Annotated in this window: 9 protein-coding genes; 3 read left to right on the plus strand and 6 right to left on the minus strand. The window is 50.8% G+C overall.

The window, feature by feature from the left end; genetic code table 11:
- Positions 1-35: 35 nt before the first annotated feature.
- The 6 genes from ACKU4E_RS07600 to ACKU4E_RS07625 are packed head-to-tail and all read right to left on the minus strand — an operon-like array spanning position 36 to position 16,410.
- Positions 36-1,328, minus strand: a complete 1,293-nt coding sequence (locus ACKU4E_RS07600) for an HlyD family type I secretion periplasmic adaptor subunit (protein WP_320170474.1) — start codon at positions 1,326-1,328, stop codon at positions 36-38.
- Entirely contained in the window at positions 1,328-3,622 is a 2,295-nt protein-coding gene (locus ACKU4E_RS07605) for an ATP-binding cassette domain-containing protein (protein WP_320170475.1), read from the minus strand. Before ACKU4E_RS07605 ends, ACKU4E_RS07600 begins: the two co-directional genes overlap by 1 nt.
- A gap of 1 nt (position 3,623) precedes the next feature.
- Positions 3,624-4,508 (minus strand): hypothetical protein, encoded by an 885-nt coding sequence (locus ACKU4E_RS07610; RefSeq protein ID WP_320170476.1) that lies wholly within the window; start codon positions 4,506-4,508, stop codon positions 3,624-3,626.
- Positions 4,509-4,556: 48 nt separating this feature from the next.
- Positions 4,557-13,865 carry an Ig-like domain-containing protein gene (locus tag ACKU4E_RS07615; protein ID WP_320170477.1) on the minus strand — a complete coding sequence of 3,103 codons (9,309 nt, stop codon included), beginning with the start codon at positions 13,863-13,865 and terminating at the stop codon, positions 4,557-4,559.
- Between the two features lie 27 nt (positions 13,866-13,892).
- Complete coding sequence (locus ACKU4E_RS07620; RefSeq protein ID WP_320170478.1) at positions 13,893-15,365, minus strand: TolC family protein; 1,473 nt, start codon at positions 15,363-15,365, stop codon at positions 13,893-13,895.
- 49 nt (positions 15,366-15,414) lie between these two features.
- Entirely contained in the window at positions 15,415-16,410 is a 996-nt protein-coding gene (locus tag ACKU4E_RS07625; protein ID WP_320170479.1) for a hypothetical protein, read from the minus strand.
- 765 nt (positions 16,411-17,175) lie between these two features.
- On the opposite strand from ACKU4E_RS07625, the gene ACKU4E_RS07630 reads away from it, so the two are divergent.
- The 3 genes from ACKU4E_RS07630 (at position 17,176) to ACKU4E_RS07640 (ending at position 21,976) form a co-directional block, all read left to right on the plus strand.
- Entirely contained in the window at positions 17,176-17,418 is a 243-nt protein-coding gene (locus tag ACKU4E_RS07630) for a FeoA family protein (RefSeq protein WP_320170480.1), read from the plus strand.
- Between the two features lie 2 nt (positions 17,419-17,420).
- A complete protein-coding gene (gene feoB / locus ACKU4E_RS07635; RefSeq protein ID WP_320170481.1) occupies positions 17,421-19,607 on the plus strand; it encodes a ferrous iron transport protein B in 2,187 nt (728 codons plus the stop codon).
- 161 nt (positions 19,608-19,768) lie between these two features.
- Positions 19,769-21,976, plus strand: coding sequence for a cation-translocating P-type ATPase (locus ACKU4E_RS07640; RefSeq protein WP_320170482.1), 2,208 nt, complete (start codon positions 19,769-19,771; stop codon positions 21,974-21,976).

The raw sequence follows: 21,976 nt of genomic DNA on the forward strand, positions 1-21,976 counted from the left end.
TGCGGCACCATAAAATTTTTTCTTGTCCTCAAACTCTACCGGGTGGGATTTTCCGAAAGCGCCCCGCGCATTCCTCTGGTAATGGGAGAGAGCAGATATTCAAGTACACTTTCCTCTCCGGACAGAATATTGACTTCCACGATCATCCCGGGAAGAAAATCACTTACTTTTCCCGAATCATCGCCGACAGTGTCCAATATGACGCGGTAATACCAGCTGCGGGTAAGGTCATCAAAATAGGTCTTGGCCGAAATATTTACTATTTCAGCTTTGAGCATTGTTTCATCGGAAAATTCATATGACGAAGGGCGGATCTTTGCCTGCATGCCGTTCCAGATTTTAGTGCGGTCACTGGGCTGGACCTTGCCCTCAATGCGTATGGATGCGTTTGAAGGAACAATTTCCGCAAGCGACTCTCCGGAGCGCACTATTCCACCCACGGTGTTGGCGCTGAGCCTGTAAACAGTTCCATCAACCGGGGCTCTGATCACACTGCGGACAATCTGTTCGTTGGCGGCCTTCAATTCCTCACGCACGGCTTGCAGATCGGAGCTTACAGTGTTGATCTCCTCCCTGATGTCTCGATAGAAATCAAGCCGTTCCTGACTGATGCGCTGACGCAGTTCCCTGATTTCAAGAGCATACTCGTCACGCTTGTTGTAGGTCTCCGCTATGCTGGTCGTGATCTTGGCCAGTTCGGTCTTGCGCTGCAAAAGAAGCTGGCGCGAGCCTATGCCCTTTTTTACCATAGGTGCCAGCATGTCATACTGTTCTTTAAGCACCTTCTGCTCGTCCAGCAGGTTTCTTACGTGATCCTCACTAGCTGCAAGTGCGGCTTCCGTCTGCTGAATCTTTGTTTCGAGAATATTGATCTTCTCATCCAGAGCTTCGCGGCGGAAACGGGCAAACTGCAATTCACTGCGCTCTTCCGGGGTACTCACGCTCTTTTCAAAGTCATCGGTGCTGTCGGTACTTTCCGCCATGAGCCGGGCAAGCCTTGCATGGAGACGTTTCAACATGATCTGGGACTTGTTGCGCTTCTCGGTTATATTGGTGTTGGCTATGGCTACAAGCTCCTGCCCCTTTTTAACCTTATCCCCTTCCTGAACAAAAACCTTTTCAACTACTCCGCCTTCAAGGTGTCCGACAATCTTATCTGTAAGATTGGTTGCCACAACTCCCTGGGCACGAACCGTCTTTTCAATCTTGTTGAAATGAGCCCAGATCAGAAAAGAAACCATAAAAACAAAAATGAGAATCAGCACAATACAATTGCCGAAACTGTTCTCCAACGACCAGAGCAGATTGCTTTTCCAGCTTCGTCCCATTATTTCGCCCTGCCCTGCTGCTGAGAAGAAGCTCTGGACATCTGCTTGAGAATCTCGTCACGCGAACCGTCAGCGACAATCCGTCCCTGATCAACCACTATAATCCGATCCACAATCTGCAGAATCTGGGGCCGATGGGTGACGATGAACATTGTCTTGCCGTCCATGGAATTTCTTATGCGTTCGATAAGCAGCTTTTCCTGTGTTGAATCCATGGAACTGGTCGGCTCATCCATAAGCATCAACGGCGGATTACCGATAAGAGCCCGGGCGATTGCCACAGCCTGTCTCTGTCCGCGTGAAAGGTTTTTACCTCCCTCCAGAATCTGCATCTTGAGCCCCAGCGGGTGCTGGGAAACAAATCTGCCCACACCTGAAATAGTCAATGCGTTCTGCAGGGTTTCCTGAGTTACCGTACGGGCTCCCATAAGCAGATTGAATTCCAGTGTTCCGTGAAAAAGGACCGGAGACTGCGGAACGACACCCATAAACTCCCTTATCTTCTCCACGTTTAGAAAAGACATGTTGTGTCCATCCAGCATGACTATGCCTTCGGTGGGATCGGACAGGCCGGCCAACAACTTGATAAGGGTGCTCTTCCCGCTGCCCATGGGACCGATGATCCCTACCTTCTCACCGGGCTGCACTTTGAAGGAAGCATTCTCAAGGGCATAGGGAGATTCGGGATGATACCGAAAAGAAACGCTGTCAAATTCGACTCCGCCATGCAGTTGCTGCACCTTGAACTGCTTGGATTCACAGTTTTCCTTATCAAGGCTGAGCAGTTCCTTGAGATCCTTGTAGGACCGTCTGGCGAAAAGATATGTGGTAATCAGATTTGCCGTGCTGGCAGTTACGGCAATGCAACGGCTGGAAAGAACCATGGTCGTCAGCAATCCCCCACTGCTCATTCCCCCGCTTTTGATCAGAAAAAAGGCCACGATAAGCAGTCCGGCCGAATTAAGCTGTCCCAGCAGACCGGTCGTCATGGAACATCTGGCCTGTGCAAGCCTGTACTTTGAAGACATCTCCCCGGCTTTTTCCACCTCGGTGGACCAGCGGGAAACAAACAGCCGCGCCGCATTGGTGGTCTTGATGGATTCCACTCCCTGAAAGACCTCGTTCAGAAAAGATGTCTTGCGGGACTGGAGCCTGCTCTGAGCCGAAACATTGTGATCTATGAAAAAACCGTAGACGGCGGACACCACCAGAACAAGAAAGGACACTGTCGCCGGGACGATTACAAGGACACCGCTGTTGAGGTAAATCACCAGCAGGAAAAAAAACAGAAAGGAAAAATCTATGGACCCTATAACCAACTGGGTGGTGAAGAGCGACTTGATCCGCGAAAACTCCTGCATGGCATGAGTCAGATGTCCGGCAGAGGAAGGTAGCCGTGAAAAAGTCGTGTCCAGTATCTTTGCCAGCAATTGGGGTTCCGCCTCCCGCTCTACACGCAGGGCGGCCTTTTCCACTAGAGCTGTGCGTACGTTTTTCAGTATATAATCGAAAAAAAGTACAAAAACAGCTCCGGTTATAAGTACCCTCAGAGAATTTTCAGCCAGATTCGGCAGGATACGGTCATAAAAAATACCCATCAGCAGCGGGACAACCAGCGTAAAACAATGGACTATAATAGTAGCCAGCACAACCTGAGAATAAATCGGCCACATCCGTCCGACCTGCCCGGTAAACCATTGCAGGCTTAAAAAAGGGACTCTATCGGTTTCGAACTCCTGCTGCATCGTACAGGACCAGTTATTGAACTGCCCAAGCCCGGAAATTTTATTTTTTACAACCTCCTGATGTCCGTTCCAGACAGAAAGACTCCTGCCGACCTTTTCTTCAATAACCGCGAAACTGCCATCCTGATACTGAACAATCATCGGCAGGCTGTCGGCTCTTACTTTTGGCGGGAGTTCCCCTGTTTCCGCAACAAGTCCCATATTATCGCCCTGCAGGCGCAGATACTCGGACAGAGGTGAGGTATTGCCCAACTGCAACGAATTTTCCGTTACAACTATTCCAAAGCTGTCTGCCACCTTTTTAAGGCAGGCCGTAATGGCTACCCCTCTTTCTTCAGTCCGGCCGGGCTCGAATATACCGGAGGGCTCAACAGCGGCAGCAGACACCGGACCATTCTCCCCGCCATTATCATGATTCCCGCCAACAGGCTGAACGCGACCGAAATTATTCCTTTCCGGTGCGGCGTCTTCTCCGGCAACCATGGCTTCGCGGTCCTGTCCAAAGGTTTTCTCTTCATTCGAAACCGATAAATCAGTATTATCCGGCATACTATTTTTTCCTGCCGCCAAGACTGATAACGACCTGGTTTGTTCCGGGCACACCGTCACTAAGCGCCTTGAACCGGATAAGATTCTTGGGAATGCCGCCTTCCGTATTTATCACCCGGATCAAGCCGTAAAGCCGCTTGAACGAAACGGAATTCGACATGCTGGAAGAGACCCCTGCGTGATTGAGTGTAGCCGTAAGCTGCAATCCGCTCTGCCGGATGGCCGCCTCGTTGAGTTCAATCCAGTCCAGAAGCTCTTTTCTGGTCTCATCTTCAAGGGTGCTCGTGAGCTGATTGAAAAGAACAATTACCCTGTTCTTGTTGTTGATACCCTTAACCAGTTTAGTGACAAACGGAGCCGGTTCGAAGGTTTCCTTTGTCTTGATTTTCTTATCAACGGCACCTTCGGCCTCCAGACGCTTAATCTTGGCCAGCGCCTGCTTCAGTTGCTCAGCCACTCCGGGATCGTAATTCTTCTTGAGTTCATCCAGTTCACGTCTGGCTTTACGGGCCTTATTCTCGGCCACGGCCACACGCATGGTCAGATCCTTTTTCTCCCGGCGCAATTTGTCCAGATCTTCTTCATTCACAACCTGCGCCGGAGCAATATCCTCACTGCTCAGTTCGGCACTGCTGCTCATTGCCTGCTGCAACCTATCCATGGAAGAAGGAGGCTCCAGAAAAGACAAATCCTGAGAAGCCGCAACCTTTGTTTCAACCTGTTCTGTTGAAGACGCTGCCCCGGGAGTAACTTCCTTCAAAGCTACTATGTAAGAAAGTGTACCGGTAACCAGCACCATGAGAAGTGTGAAAAAAACCATCATCATAAGTACGGTCGACAACGCATCGACAAACCCCGGCCACGGCGGCCCACTATCAGCAGACATATCTATTTACCTTATATTTTATGAAATATTTCAACAAACTAACTATTCTTATGCAATACCGTCAATATGGTCAGTATGAACGGTAACTTCAAGATGCACATCATCAGTTGTGATTGCATCGGACCCGCCTGAATCTCCTCCTGAATCACCATCTGAATCACTGCCGGAATCAGCAGACTCAGTTCCGGAATCCGTTCCCCCGCCATCGCCGCCGGAATCCAGCACACCGTCAAGCAGGGTAAAGTCGTAGGTGGATTCACTCTGAGCGGTTATGACATCCCCGGAACTGTCCAGTCCTTCCAGCTGCAGGGTGTAGTGTCCGTCCTGCAACTCGGAAAGGAAATCCATGGTCCATGTATTGTCCGCGCTGACGGAGGCAGTTCCTTCTATGGTAACATCCGTCGTACCGTCGTTGTCATAGTCTCCGGTCAGGGTGACATTAATGGTGGCGACATCGGCATCAGAGTCGCTATCAGTGAAAGTATAAGAAGGGTCCGAACTGTCCTCGGATGAGGCGGAAACCGTATCCGGCGTTACTGAATTGCCGTCAAAATCGATATAAGTTGTTTCCGACTCGTTTCCGGCACTGTCGATGATCGTAATACCCACATAATCATAGTTACCGATCGTGGATGAACTGACGTATTTCCCGAAAGAACCGTCAGAATCTATATCAACATATGATTCCGAGGATGAAGCACCGTCATCGGTATAGTAGACAACTTCACATTTATAATCGCTTGAGGAAAAACTGACATCGTCTCCGAAATAATCGCCGGTTATGAACACACCGCTGGACCCAAGTGACTGCGTGCTAAGTTCAGGAGAGTGATCAAGCAGCCCGGCTGAATCGTTATCAATCACAAAATCGGTTGTGCTGGTGTGGGAATTCCCGGCCAGATCGGTAGCGGTTACCGTTGCCGTATAGTCTCCGCTGGCCAGGTCATGTCCGGCTGAACCGAACGTAACCTCCCAGGTTCCGTCATCATGAAGTGTTATATGGTCCGACCCGAAAGTCTGCGACACTCCGGTATCGGTATTGGTCAGGGTAACGTGATAATCGGCTATGTCGGTGCTGAAATCACCGTCTTCCTGTCCGGCACCGAGCTCCTGTATAGTACCTGAAAGGGTAATCAGGTCTCCGCTGGTGAGATTGTCGGAATCGGAAAAACCGTGATCCGAACCACTGTCCAGAGCAATATCGGTGACCGGCTTTACGGTGTCCACAACCATATCGAACGTGTAATCCTGGGTCGCATCATAGTTGTGCGCCTGGTCACGGTACTGGATGGTGATATCCGAATACTCGCCGTCAAACTTGTACACACCGGAATCAAGACTGAAGGTTACGTATCCGTCCCCGTCTGTATCGTATACCCAGCCTGTTTCAAAATCCGTATCACTACCGTCCACATTGTATCCGTCTATATTCAGGATTCTGGCCGCTGTGCCCGGCTCGACCTGAATGGTTATGTCGGCGGTATTGCTGTTGGTGTAGTATGTTTCACCGGTTCCCTTTGTTCCTGAGGTAATGCTAGGGTCGGACTGAAAATCAGGGGCATCGGTATCGATTGTAAAAACTAAATCATCGGCCACCTGAACATTCCCGGCTCTATCCACAGTGACCAGTGTATAGGTATGTTCGCCGTCAGTAGTGAAGGTGGGGGTATAAGTTGCCGTGGAACTGCTGTTGAATGTTCCTGTGGCCACAGGGTCTGACTCGCCGTCGATGTACAGCAGCCAGACGGAATCGCTGTCGCCGTAAAGGGTGAAAGTTGGAGTTGTATCCGGCGTATAGTTGCCTTCGTAATCATCATTAAGGACAATCTCGGCCGTCCTGGTTGCATTGGCATCCACATACACACTCAATGAATCAGCCTGCAACTCATTCCCGGCGGTATCGGTACAGGTTACCTGAAAAGTATATAAACCATCCGAAAGAGTGCCTGTGTCATAAGTCCAGGTCCCGTCTGCATTGGTAACAGTAAATACGTCTGTGGTGGTTATCAGCTCTCCGTCCTTGTAAATCTCAATCTGTACAAGAGAACCCGTGTCTGCCGTTCCGCTAAGCGGAAATGAATTCTCGCTGGTATAGCCGTCAACGATAGTCGAGATGAAATCGGCAGGCAGGTGGCTGCGCAAGGCATTGCCGGCAACTGTTCCATCGGCCTGAAGAATGGCACCATCAGCATTTACACTCACCGCCGTGTCATAAGCATCCGGCAGATCAATTGTCGGCTTGCTGAACCCGGTATCTATGACAAGGGTCTCTTCCGAGCTGGACGCCTCATTACCTGCGAGATCGGTTGTTGTAACCTGAATTGCATATTCACCGTCAGACAGTTCGGAAAGCGTATAGGTATAGGACCACGTGTCTCCGTCTTTGGTCAGGTTTTCGGGGGCAATGGTTATTGTAGTAACATTGTTGTAGATGTCCGTTGCCGTTATTACTACGGTTGCCCCTTCATCAACGACCCCGGTAATGGTGGGAGCAGATGTGGTCCAGTCCGTTGCGGTATTGTTGGAATCCTCGGCAATCCAATCGTTATCGACCCCGGTATCTTCAACCAGTTCGAGAGTCGGCGTAATGGTCTGCGTATCAACCACAAGCGTCAACAGCTCGTCGGAAGTATACCCGGCATCGTCGGAATATACACTGGTGGCGTAATAATAATAGCTGCCGTCCGCCAATGTTCCGTCAAGCTCATAAGTCCAGACACCGTTGGCTCCGGCCTCCACTGTGTCCAGCAGTTCTCCGCCGGTCCGGTCGGTATCTCCCTCCGTGGTCTTGTATATTTTAACGTTGCAGTATGACTCAGCTATGCCGGTAAGGGTAAGCCCGGAGTTATGATTGGTGACAGCGTCAGTGCCGATATTTGAATCATCGGCACTGGAAAGATTGATAGTCGGCGGAACAGGAGTTTCGCCGGTAATCTGAAATTGAGCGGAACCTTCAGCCTCGTTACCGGCTTCATCCGTGCTTGTAATCGAAACATTGTAAGAACCGTCATTGAGAGCGTCTCCGGGTTCAACCTGATAGGACCATTTACCATCGGCATCGGTAGTTGTGGTGAAGAACAGCACATCACCCTCAACGCCTATTTCACTGATGGAGATGGTCAGTGTACTGTTGGCTTCAGCCTCCCCCTCAAAGAAAGGCGTGTTATCGGTCGTTCGCGTAGTGGTCTCTATGGTGTTGTCCACTCCCCCATCTGAAAGCACGAAAGTAGGAGTCTGGGGAGGCGTGGTATCAAGATCGATAATAATGTACTTGACCTGCCTGTTACCGGCCTCGTCTTCGGAAACCACAGTAACTTTGTAGTACCCGTCTTCGCCGAGATCGGTAGGAGTATACTCCCATGTGGAATCATCATCCGCGAGGACCAGTTCGGTAACATAACTGTCCCCGAGAGCCGCTGCAGCCGCTTCCTCACCTGTGGAGTAGCGTTCACTTATGTAAATTCTCAGTTTACTGCCCGCTTCGGCAGTACCGGTCAGCAAGGGCCGTGTTTCGTAGGTCAGTCCGTCACTGTCACTCACGCCGGAATCGTAATCGGAGTCTATGGATATTGTCAGATCATCTGCGGAATACTCTGGGTCTATGGTTACCACCTGGGTGGTTTCACTGGTATTTCCGGCACTGTCGGTGGAAACGAAACGATAGGTATAGGTTCCTTCTGCAAGGCCGCTTAAAGAAACCGTAAGTATGCCGTCACCGGTATTATCACCGATAGCGACTGATAAATCCGCCTGAAGAACACCGTCAACATAGACATCAAGGCTGGTATGCGCCTCCGTGGTAACAGTAAAAACAGGCGAAGTATCACTGGTAACGTAATCGCTGTCGGTCCCGAAGAATTCCCCCTTGGTATCCTCATCCATGGAAATTGTCGGAACCATGGGATCGGTATCAATTCTGATGCTCTGGGTGATTGTAGCCTCATTATCGGCAGCATCGGTGATAACAGCTGTGAAGACATAATCTCCGTCTTCATCCAGAATTCCATCAGGTACGGTTACAGACCAATTGCCGTCATCGTCCGCTGTAACGGTGCCCACGGCCTTGGACTCATCGCCAACCATCACCGAGACCACCAGAGTAGCATTTGCCTCGGTTGTCCCGGTAAGGGTCGGGGTCATGTCGTTGGTAGTAAAATCTCCCTTGTAGCCGGAATCGGATTCATCGGCCAGCAGGATAACTCCTGCAGGGGAAACTTCGGAATCAACTTCAAGTATCTGGGTAAAAGTTGTTACGTTCCCGGCCTGGTCTACGGCCTCAACCTTAATCGTATTATCGCCGTCATTGATACCGCTGTCGATATCAAGCCCGGAGAGGTCGAAAGTCCATTCCCCGTTTTCGCCAACGGTTATATATCCGTCTGTACCGGTCGCATCGTTAGTGACACTGACTTCCATGTCATTAACGTAAACAAAAAGGTGGACCCCGGCCTCGGCCGTTCCTGAAAGCACCAGCCCTTCGGCAACTTTCTCGTCATTGGTCAGCCAGTCATTATCAGTGCCGGAATCAGAATCGTCTGCAAGTTCGACAGTCAACGCAGGCGATTCATTATCGATCACTACGACTACCTCTTCGCTGACTTCGTTCCCGGAAGCATCGGTAATCACGGTGTTACCGGCCGTATCGGTAAAAACGGCCTTGAACGTGTATGTTCCGTCTTCAAGCGAGTCCGCTACCGGCACAGCCCAGGAATTATCTCCGCTTGGAGAGTCCACGTTGTAGTAGCTTTTAATCAGATTCCCTTCGCTGTCGTAAATGGAGATGGTCGCGGTAAGATTTTCTCCGGCAGTCCAACTGAATCCCGGATTGCGGGTCTGGGTATTGTGGTCGTCCAGTTCGAAACCGGTGTCGTTGTCCACATCCTGGATCATATCGAAGCCGACCGGATCAATGCTGGTATCCACTGTAAAACTGTAGGATGTATCAGTTGCCACGTTACCGGCATAGTCGGTTGCGGTAACTTCCACCGTGTACACGCCCTCGCCCAGTTCGGACTCGGTCACCGGATAATCCCAACTGCCGTCCGCCCCGGCAACGACCGTTCCTGTGGACGCAACGTTCTCACCATTCAGGATAGTCACAACAACAGAGGAATAGGCTTCAGCATAGCCGACAATATGAGGCTCTGTTTCGCTGGTGATGTTGTCATCCAGAGAGCCGGAATTGGAAGTATCCGCCAGCTTCACACCGGAAATATTCTCGGCGAAAGTATCAAGCTCAAAACTGTATGTAGCCTCATCGGAGACATTACCGGCCTCGTCGACTGCCACGACGGTGATTGTTTTCGTCCCATCGTCGCTCTTGTCGGAGGCAAAGTCCTCTGGATCAAACGAATAGCTGCCGCTGGCATCGACCACCACGGTTTTCACGGAAACCCCGTTGATCTTGATATTAAGGCTGGTGCCTTCCTCAAGATTGGAAATCGTGAACTCCGGATTGACTTTATTGGTATACACAGTGCCGTCATGCACCGGATACTCTGCAGCGTCGTCGAGTGTTATTGTAGGGGTTGAGGGCTTGATGCTGTCCACTTCCACCGGCAGAATAGAGGACGAAGCGGACTCGGTTCCAGCCAGATCCACATATCGCACGTAAAATTCGTGGGTTCCCTGTCCCACATCATCTCTTGCCACGGTTATGGTCCAGGATGTGTCATCTTCGCCGACTACGACCGAGCCGACAGGATCATCGGTTCCCACAACGTACAGATAGACTGTGGACCCTTTTTCTACTCCGGACGATTCCACGGCACCCGTAAAGGTAAGATTTTCGGAACTCGTAATGTTGTCCGAATCCGTTCCCACACTGAAAGAGCCGTCCGTATAAGACGTATCCGACCCGGTTGTAAGGTCTATGTCACCGGGGGTATTCGTGGTGCGGTCAATGGTAACATCCACGCTTGCGGTGGTTTTGCTGTTACCGGCCACATCGCTGGTAACCGCATAAAATTCGTAATCTCCGTCCGCGGAAATAAATGAATTCGCCACCGTGTATTCCCAGTCGGCAGCGGATGCGACAAAAGACCCTACTATCGTATCGTGCCCTTCGGAATCCACCACATGGACTGTAACCGTATCCCCGATATCGGAGGATCCTTCGAAAACCAGTTCAGTCGCTTTGGTGATCCCGTCATTGGTAATCCGGCCGGTATCGGAACTGTCCTCACCAGAAGTAAGTACAAATGTCGGATCGGAAATCGAGCGATCTATGGTTACGGGCAGCGCGTCCAGAACCGTCTGGTTTCCGGCGTTGTCTTCCACCACGGCTGTATAGGAATGCGAACCTTCGGTGATGTAATCGGATGCGTCTGTCGATCCTTCATCACCAATGGAGAATTCCCATTTGTATCCGTCAGTCTCGTTTCCGCTGACTGTTGCCTCGCCGATCTCGACCCCGTTATCGTAAACGGTTACCTTGACCGCGTTCGCACCTTCCTCAAGAGTTCCGCTGATCAGAATTTCCCTGGCATTGGTTATTTCATCATCGGCATATGTCCCGAGATCATCCGATGCATCCAGGTCTATGGCTCCGGCCACAGGATCGGAATCATCCAGAGTCATGGTGTAGGTGGTGTATTTGCTGTTGCCGGCCATATCTGTAGAAACAGCCACAAACGTAAGTTCTGTTGTTGTGCCGGCGTATGCAGATGCGTCAAAAGAGACCAGAGGCCAGTCGCCGGAATCGTCCACCACGGAATCGACCAGTATCCCGGACCCGACACTGACCTCTCCAGAAACAATCTCCACTGCTCCGTCCGCAGATGAATCAAGCAGATAGACGGATATGGTTGAATCCGTATCACCGGATATCTTAAAGCTGATTTCCTTGCTGGAATCGCCGTCAGGATAAGCGGTGTAATCGTCACTTTCCGTGCCCGCAGGTCCGCCTGCGGAATCGAATCCCGGAGCTAAATCGATAGTAGGCGCGTCAATAGTCTGGTCGGAACGGATTTCGAAAGTTTTGGAATCAAGGCTGGTATTCCCGGCAAGGTCTTCAACAGTAGCAACAAAAGTATATGTCTCACCATCGGTGAGATTGCCGTAATCGTAGGACCAGCTGTAGGTTCCGTCACCGTTGTCGGTTATGGAAACATCACCAAGCGCACCGTTATCGGCAAGGCTGTTTGCAATGACGGTTCTGTTTCCATCAGAGTCCACCTGATAGAGAACCAGTACAACCTCTGAACTGCTCTCGGTTATTTTGCCTGTAAGCACGGCAGAGTCATTGCGTACGGTGGCAATATCCTTATCCAGATTGGTATCGAGCGTTCCAAGCAGCTGATCTTCACCGGAAGAAGGAAGCCCTATGGTGGGCCGGTCAGGGTCTGTATGGTCAACGGTAACAGTCAGGGTTTCGTCGGCAGCGTTATCTGCTGCGTCGCAGACTTCGGCACGAAAAGTAAGCTCTTCCGAACCGGATGTGCCATAGGAGGAAACATCATAAGTGTAAGTCCAGTTTCCAAGGCCGTCCGTGGTTATTTCTCCATCCGATATCTGTTTCTCGGTACCGTCACCGACAGTAAGATAAATATTTATGGGCGCACCGACCTCGGCCGTGCCTTTCAGGGTAACCGTATTTGAACTGGTAATGTCGTCCTCATCGGTTCCCCCTAAATCCGGGCTGCTGGTAGTAGAGTCCGATCCGGAATCAAGGTCTATTGTCGGTTCAACCTCCGGAGGGGTGCGGTCGATAACAACATCGAGCGAGGCGTGTATGTTCCGGCCTTCCACGTTTCCGGCGTAGTCGGTGAGCTCTGCCACGAACCGGTAGGTGCCGTCGTCGCTTATCACACCTTCGGCAACAGTATACACCCAGTTTCCCGAACTGTCCTTGGCAGCATCTCCCACATAAGTATATGTGCCGTCCTCTATCAGGTAGATGCTGACCTTTGCGGTATCATCACTCGCACCGACAACAGTGAGGTCAATTGTCTCCTTGTTGGTAAGGTTATCACTGTTCGTGCCACCGGCATCTTCATCGTAAGAGTCGGAACCGGCCACTAGATCAAGCCCGGTAGAACTCGGGTCGGTGGTTTTCAGCGTAACCCCGCTCAGATAAGTGGCCCCGCTGGATACGTTGCCCGCAAGGTCCTCGGCAGTAAGCTTGAATGTATATTCACCGTCGGTAAGAGCCTGCTCCTCGGTCAGGGTATAGCCCCATGATCCGTCACTACCCACGGAGACAGTGGCAAGTTCTGTATAGTTTACTCCATCGGTGGAGTACGAAATGGTTACCCGGCTGTCTGGGTCGCCACCAGTACCTTCAAGGGAAAGCGTGCTGTCATTGGTGTAAATTCCGGCAATGGTCCCTACCTTGGTATCGGACTGAGAGGTAAGCTGCATGGTCGGCACACCGGGCGCAGTGGCATCGACTTCAACGCTGAGAACTACCGAATCCTCGGAAACTGTTTCACCGATGGAGGCAACGGCATAAATCTCGTAATCTCCGTCATTAAGTCCTGCGATGGTAACAGAGTAATCACCGTTCTCATCTGCAACTATAGTGTCCTTAAGCTCATCATTGACGTAAATTTTTACGGTTGCACCACCATCAGTTTCACCTTCAAAAGTCGGATTCTGCGAACTGATAATACCATCATCATCAGAATAACCGTTATCTTCGCCTTCAGCCAGATGGATGGTCGGTCTGCTTACGGTATCCGGATCAGGACTGTCTTCATCCGAAGCGTTGTCGCTGTCCGAGGTTTCTTCCGGAGTCTCCTCCTGAGTCTCCTCTTCCGGTATATCTTCGGTAGTATCTTCCTGTTTCTCCTCGGAATCAGGGTTGTCAGTAGTCTCCTGTTTTTGGGCGGAACTGGGTTTTACTGTGCTGGAAAATGTTTCTTCGCTGGTAGCGGAAGAACTGCTGCTTTTAATAAGCGCAGTCTGAGTTGAAATTATGGCTCTGCTGGAATCGACAGAAAGCTGGGCGGAAGCAGAGGTAAGGCTGCTGATGCCAAGCTCAGGCTTTGAACTTCCGGAAGGATTCAGGCCGTCTCCGTCAAAAGAATTACCGGTGGTTGAAGCAGGCGCAGGAGGACTGTCCTGAACTTCCCAGGTGGAACTCTCCTCTTCCTTTTCCGAATCCTGCATCTCTGAACGATCGAAAAGCTCCTTTGACTCAAGGCTTTCACCATCGGAAAACTCCATGTCCACCTTGCCGTCAAGGCTCATGATGTTCCCCACGAACATGAACACCTGTTCATGGTTGTCCTTGTCTACAAGGACAAGGTCTGCCCCGCGAAGAACATATCTGTAGTCGTCAGGGCTCCCCTCTACCTTGTAGACAGTAGACGGCGGGACTCTGTTCTGCTGAGAATCGTTGGTATCTTCGGCCATATCATTCACCGTGTTTCCTGATCAAATTCATTTAGCTAAATCTGTATCCAGCGGCAGTCCGAGCACTTCCTCAAGGCGGCCTTCTTCAAGAAAAATATTCAGCCCGGCGCGCATACGGGCAAAGCGGGCATTGACTTCCCGGACGGAAGCAGCAGTCTGCCCTTCCCGCGCAGAGATGAGGTCCAGCATGGTACGTATTCCAAGGTCGAATTCGCTTAAATAAAGGCTCATGAGATTTACACTTGAATCATAAGCGTCTCTGGCAAGCTCGAATTCCTTTTCAGACGATTTGTATGCATTATACGCATCCGAAAGTACGTTCTGCACCTGCAACGCGGTGGCGTCTTTGGTGGCTTTCAGCCTGTTTAGAACGGCAGTCTCCTTCCGGACTCCCTCATCAGTGGAAAAACCGCTGAAAAGATTCCAATTGACTGTAACCTGGGCATCGAGCGAGTTTTCATATCCGTCTATTTCCTGAAATTCACTCTTTGCGTTCAACTGGTAGCCGAAAGAAGGATAATAATCGGCTCTCAACGTATCCACGGCCTTTGCCTGAGAATCTATTTCCGCCTGAAAAGCCCGCAGACTCATATTATTGGCAAGGGCCCGGTCACAGACTTCTTTGAGGGACTCCACAATTTTCATATTCAAAAGGTTGGTGTCCGCGGCAACCTTTTGCACCGGCTGCTTTATAATATTCTCAAGAAGAAGGCGCGCAGTGGTTAACTGCTGATTTTGGACAGTTATCTGCGACTGCGTGGAACGTAGGGAAACCTCAACTTTCTGAGCATCGGCTCTGGAGGATATCCCGGCATTATATCGCTCCCAGAATGTATCCAGAAGCTTCTTGTAAAAATCGAGTGCATCGTTATAGACATCCAGCAACTGCTGGGACTGCAAAACGGACAGATATGAATTGATTGCAAGCGCAGCAATATCCTCGTTGGTACGGGCCAGCCTGTACCGGGCCCCTTCCGCTTTGAGCCGCGCACTTTCGACGCTGTCGCTGAGCCCCCCGAAATTATACAATGTATGGGTCAACGAAATATTGCTCTCCCCATATGACGTTGTATGGGTATCAAGGTTGTGTGAAGGACCGGCCTGTCCCTGAAAATCGATGCGCGGATAATATACACTCCTGGCCATGCCGTAGTCCGCCATCTTTTCCATTCGCGAATATCTGGAACTGGCAACCAGCGGGTGCTTTTCAACAGCAAGCCTGCATGCTTCATACAGGGTCAACACCTTCTGCGCAGTGGCGTTTTCAGGATGTTCCTGTAAAGAACTGTTGTGATTCCCCTGAAGGCGTATTTCGAGAGTCCCGTTTTTCGGGGAATCAATACTTACCGACTCAGGACGCCCGCCGCCGTTAAAATTGATATCGGATAATTTTCCAGCCGACGCCAGAAAATCAGCAGCTCCAGCCCCACCGGCCATGCACAGACATGCAAGGCAGGCGAAAACAGCTAAAAAAACGAACCGTTTTACATAATACAGCATACTTACCAAACTACTATATTCAAAAAGCCACCTATTCCGTAGGCAACACTCAATTTTTATTATCAAAAGCTTCGACACTGCGTTCCAGGGCCACAGCAATCTGCCGCGACTCTTTTATAAGCCTCCCGGTAAGCTCATTACCCAGCCCTATCTCTTTGGTGGTTTCGATGGACTGACTCTGCATAACGTTGATTGCGTCTGCGGACTTCTGTTGCAAAAGGGTCATCTTAAGTAAAAATTTATTCGTATTTTCAATCGCTTCAAGCATAGCAGTGTTATTCTTTTCCAACTGTCCTGATATAGCCGCCAATTGCCCTGTAATGTCCGCATCCACAGGGAAAGCAGCGGAATCAGTTTGACCGGATCTGTTTGTGGCTGAGTATTCAATATTCTCGTTAAGCCACTCCTCAACTCTTAGTGTAAGCTGGTCATGCATTCGGCTGAGCAGAATAGCCAGAATGCCGATTATACCACTGCCCGAAAGACCGAAAAGAGATGTGGAAAACGCCGTCCCCATGCCGGCCATGGGATTTTTCAGTTCAACGATCAGTTGTATCATTACCTGCATGATGGACGTATCACTGGCGTCACTCAGCCCTCCAGCGAGTTCAGTCAGAATATTACCCATTGATTTAAGGGTAATGGTAAGCCCCAGAAAAGTCCCCATAAGCCCCAGAAGGACCAGAAAACCACCGAGAAAGGAAATGAGCGATGTGCGGGAAGAAATGCTCTGCTCCATCCCTTCGATTATTGAACGGCTGTCACTTGTCGAACCAAGAACAAGCACTCCGTGGTCTTTTATTGAACAACTGATGGGCCAGAGCGAAGGACCGAGCAACCCTTTCTTGAACTCATTTTCATTAAAGGAATTCTCTTCCGGGTCCCTGCACCAGACAGTAAACTCATCAAAAAGAGCAAGATCGCGGCGAACAGACAGAATGTATCGAAAAATTCCTATCACACTGCCGGTAAAAACAGTCACGATGACAGTGTTGATCACAACCGAAGTCGAAAACAATGATTCCAGAAAAGCAAAACTGAACACCGTACACCCGACCAGGGCAAGCATCAACAGGACAGACAGATACAAATATAATTTAAACTTATTAAAACCGGTTAACATAACTTAACTTAAACCTTATATAACAAATAACATTTCAGAAAAAAAGAGTGATAAGCTGGCCGACCAACCAGCCATCTTCAAGGAAAAATAACTACAAAGTTCACTAAATGTCACTAACCTTTTTGTGATGTAGTAAACTGGATATAGATTGAATTTATATTATAATTAATTATAAGATACAAAGGGGAGCCTATTCTCAGAAGAATTACACATATGCATAGGGCTATATTAAGTAAATCCTGCACGCACCCGGATCAACACAGCAGCAAAAATATTCAGCAACGATTCTGTCACGCCTATCCATCTATTTTATTGATACATAACGACTACGTACACCATATAAACAAATAGTTCGTAATAAGGCTGCGTGGAACCCGATTTTGTTTTGTAATTAAAATTAACGACCAGAATAACTATAAAGCCAAATAATATATAATACACTAAAACAAATTGATTTCATGCACTTTTTTTTAATATTTTTCAATTGACATCTATTATCATTCTCACTATCGTTCAGCTTGTTTTTCGGCGGGTCCAATTTGAAACCTGTATCAGGTCCTGTCCAAGGCAACCACTCCTCGGATAAAAGACTGAACTGTGCTGCTTGAATGCAATGGATCGCTTAACTGGGCACTGGCTGTCACTTATCGGTGATAAAGATTATTAATTTCAAACTCAAGGAAACTCATGAATAACTCTTTCGTTTTAAGAACGGCTAGGGTGAATCAGCATCTTGTTATCAAAAAAGTTCAAGCAGAAGGGGAGCTTGGACGGCGCATAAGGGATATGGGACTTATCCCCGGAACCGAATTCAGGGTCCTTGGCAGAGCGCCGCTTGAAGATCCCGTCGCCCTCAGGCTGAAAGACTTCACCCTGACCCTGCGCAACAGCGAGGCCGACCACATAATTGTAACGGAATGGGAGAACTGATTATGACGGACATAACCTTAGGAATTGCGGGCAACCCGAACTGCGGTAAAACCACCATGTTCAATGCCCTCACCGGCGCACACCAGCATGTGGGAAACTGGCCCGGAGTTACTGTTGAAAAAAAATTCGGCTATATAAAAAACAACGGCGTCAGAGTGGAACTGGTTGACCTTCCGGGGACATACTCACTTACCGCCTACACCCAGGAAGAACTTGTAGCCCGCGATTTTCTCGTTGATGACCGCCCGGAAGTGGTTATCGACATTCTTAATGCAGATGCCCTTGAACGCAACCTCTACCTTGCCGTTCAGATAATGGAACTCGGCGTTCCGCTGGTTCTGGGACTCAATATGATGGATGAGGTCCGTAAAAATGGAAAATCCATCGACAGTTCCAAACTGGCCATGCTCGCCAATTGCAAGGTAGTGGAAACTGTTGCCCGCAAGGGTGAGGGATCAAACGAGCTGATACAGGCATCAATGGATCTCGCTGTTGAAAAAAAAGGAGAATGGAAACCGCTGAACATATCCTACGGCCCCGACCTTGATCCTGTCCTTGCCGAAATGGAAGCTCTTATTACTGCTGAAAAATTCCTGACCAGCAAAGTCCCGGCCCGCTGGACCGGGATAAAATACCTGGAGGAAGATCAGGACGTCATAGCCAAAGGACATGCCCTTAACCCGAACCTTTCGGAAAAACTCCGCAGCATGGCCGCAAAGGTCACCGCACACACCGAAAAGACCCTGAACTCAAGCCCGGATGCCATAATAGCAGACTACCGATACGGATACATCGCCGGACTCATAAAAGACGTTGTCTCCTACCCGAGCAGCAGCGAAGAACGGTTGAGCCGTTCGGATGCCATGGACAAAGTGCTCACCCACAAATTATTCGGCCCCATAATTATGGTAGGCATCATTTACATGATCTACAAGGTCACCTTCACTGTCGGTGAAATTCCCATGGGCTGGCTTGAGGATCTCTTCGGAATGCTCGGCGATGCAGCCACAGCAACAATACCGGAAGGCTACCTTCAATCTCTGGTTGTCTCCGGCATAATCGACGGCGTCGGCGGAGTGCTAGGATTCGTTCCGCTGATCATGTTCATGTTCCTCATGATATCAGCTCTGGAAGACTCCGGATACATAGCCCGCATGGCCTACATGCTTGACCGGGTATTCAAGACTTTCGGTCTGCACGGAACATCGGTCCTGCCGTTCATCGTTTCCGGAGGCATTGCCGGCGGCTGCGCTGTTCCCGGCGTAATGGCCGCCAGAACCCTGCGCAGCCCGAAGGAAAAACTGGCAACCCTGTTTGTGGCGCCGTACATGACCTGCGGAGCAAAAGTCCCGGTATTCCTCATGCTCACTGCAGCATTTTTCCCGCAAAAGCAGGCAACCATAATGCTGCTCATCACCCTGGGGGCCTGGGCAATGGCACTTGTTGTCGCCAAGATTCTGCGCTCAAGCGTCATCAAGGGTGATCCTACCCCGTTTGTAATGGAACTTCCTCCTTATAGAATTCCCACCCTGCGCGGAGTGCTCATTCACACATGGGACCGCACCTGGGAATACGCCAAAAAGGCCGGTACCGTAATCCTGGCCATTTCCATACTTATCTGGGCCATGATGACCTTCCCGGAACTGCCTGAAAACGTAACCGCAAAATACGAAGCCATGCGCGCACCTGTAGCGGAACAGCTTGCCGCCCTCGGTGAGAACGGTGACGCAGAAGTCAAAGCCGCCCTTGAAACAAAGCTTGAAGATATTGCCAACGAGGAATCCGAAGAAGCCGTCCGTTATACTCTGGCAGGACGCATCGGAACCTTCCTTGAACCGGTTACCGAACTTGCCGGATTCAACTGGCGGGTCAACATTGCCCTTACCGGTGGCTTCGCAGCCAAGGAAGTCATTGTATCCACCCTTGGAACAGCCTACTCCCTCGGTGAAGTGGACGCGGAAGAAGCCGCCCCGCTTTCGGAAAGACTGGTTGCAGACCCGCTCTTCACTCCTGCCGCTGCTGTGGCCCTGATTCTGTTTACCATGCTTTATGCCCCGTGCTTTGTAACTGTAGTTACCATGGCCCGCGAATCAAGCTGGAGCTGGGCTATGTTCAGTGTGGTCGGTTCCACGGCTCTGGCCTTCGGCGTGGCTGTAGCGGGATACAATATAGCAAAAGCAGTTCTCTAACCCCTGACAGGAATGTAACTCCTGCATCCCGCTCCCAGCGGGTGGCTGACCGGAACAAACGGATATTTATTCATCAACTTTTCCGTCAGCCACCCGCTAAATGAAAAGGAATATTAAATTCAATTCCAAAAAGATCCGCAACAGATAGAGCAGAATACAGAATGAACCAGAACATCAGCATACGTCACAGCATTCCCGGACGAGTCAGATTCAGAATCAGAAGCATGAGCAACAACCCGTCTCTGGCCGAAAAGCTGGACAATGAACTAAAAAAAATAAGCCATATCGAGTACATCCGTCCAAATATACATTGCGGCAGCCTCACGATTCGCTTCAATCCGGAACTGGAAGACCTGACCGCCCTTGTGAGTTGCATTCAGGAACTGGCCGGAAACGGAAAACCGTCCGGCGCGGGCACTCTTTCCCCCTGTGCCTCATCCATGTGCGAATGCAAAGCCTGCAGGACAACAAACGCCGGATGTAATCCGGTAAAGTCTTCACTGGTCCGGTTTCTCGCGGTCAGTTCGGTCATGGGCGTGGTGTTCGTTCGCACAACAGTCATGGGACTCGCAGTTGCGGAAACGGCTCTGAGCCCACTGGGGTTGATAGCCATAGGACTTTCACTGCCGCTGTTCAAGAAAGCGTACCACCAGTTGAAGCAGAAGCGTTTCACTCTGGAAGCATTCCTGGGAGCCAGTTGTGTTGCAGCGGTAGCAGCAGGCGAAGCGCTGACGGCGTTTGAAGTGCTCTGGATCAATTCCGGGGCGGAGCTGGTCAAGTCGTGGATAACGGAACGTTCACGCAAATCCATCAGCAGCATTCTGGAAGTAACCTCCCACCACACCTTTGTTCTGGCTGACGGTGTGGAAGTGGAAAAAGAGGTCCGGGACCTGCGCAAGGGCGATACCGTTGTGCTGCACACAGGTGAAAAGGTCTGCGTGGACGGCGAAATTGTGGACGGAGAAGCCCTTCTGGACGAATCCCCCATTTCCGGACGCTCCGACCTCATTCACAGAAAATCCGGCGACAAAGTTCTGGCCGGAACCTTTGTCCGCCAGGGAGTAATATACGTCAAAGCCCGGGAAGTCGGAGACAGGACCTATCTGTCGCGCATCCTGAAAATGGTTGAAGACTCCCTTGAAAACCGGGCCCCGATCGAAGGGGTAGCGGACAGACTGGCCGCAAACCTGATCCGTCTGGGATTTGTGACCACGGCCGGGACATGGCTGCTGACCGGAAGCCTCTACCGGGCCTTTACCGTGCTGCTGGTCATGGCCTGCCCCTGCGCAACAGTGCTGGCCGCGTCGACGGCGGTTTCCGCAGCCATAAGCGCAGCCGCAAAACGCAACATACTCATCAAAGGAGGCCGTTACCTTGAAGAAGCTGGCAGGACGGAAATCATCTGCTTCGACAAGACCGGCACCCTGACCACCAATGAGCCGATCCTCTCCGACATAGTTCCCCTTAACGGGACCGAACAGAAAATTCTGCTGCAGACCGCGGTTTCCGTGGAGATGCACAATCACCACCCACTGGCCCAGACCATAAAGCACGAAGCGGACAAACAGGGAATCGAGCCTAAAGCCCACACTGTCTGCGAATATCTTCCGGGCATGGGGATGCGTGCGGAAATCTCCGGCAGCGAAATACTTGTCGGCAACGGCAAGCTTATGGACCGCTACGAAGTGGATACATCCGCTGCAGCAGCAGAGGCAGCCCCGCTGCATTCCCGAGGCCGTACTGTTCTTTTTGTTGCCGACAGCAAACGCGTTACCGGGCTGCTGGCCTTTGACAACATGATCCGCCCGGAAAGCCGCGAGGCGGTGAGCCGTCTGCGCACCGGCGGAGCAAAGGACATCATCCTCATAACCGGTGACGAACGGAACACGGCCATGGAACTGGCCGGGAAACTGGGCATAACCGAAGTGCACGCCTCGGTCATGCCGGAAGACAAGGCCGGCATCGTAGCAGAACTTCAGACACAGGGAGCGGCGGTTCTCATGATCGGTGACGGGGTGAACGATGCCCTGGCCCTGGCACGTGCCGATGTGGGCGTGGCCATGGGTGCAGGAGGAAGTGAAGTAGCCATAGAAGCCGCGGACATAGCTCTTGTGAACGATGATCTCGGGGGGCTCGTATACGTGCAGTCCCTCAGCAGAGAGACTCTGCGGGTGGTCCACCAGAACTTCTGGATTGCCTCCGGGTCAAATCTCGCCGGAGTTGTTCTGGGTGCAATGGGACTGCTCTCCCCGGTGATGGCAGGACTCATTCATATCGGACACTCCCTCGGAGTTCTGGCCAACTCGGCACGACTGCTGCGCTATGACCCGCCTGCACTTGAAACAAGCAACACCCTACCGGAGCAATAG

Origin of the sequence: Maridesulfovibrio sp., assembly GCF_963677005.1 — a bacterium.
Lineage (GTDB): Bacteria > Desulfobacterota > Desulfovibrionia > Desulfovibrionales > Desulfovibrionaceae > Maridesulfovibrio.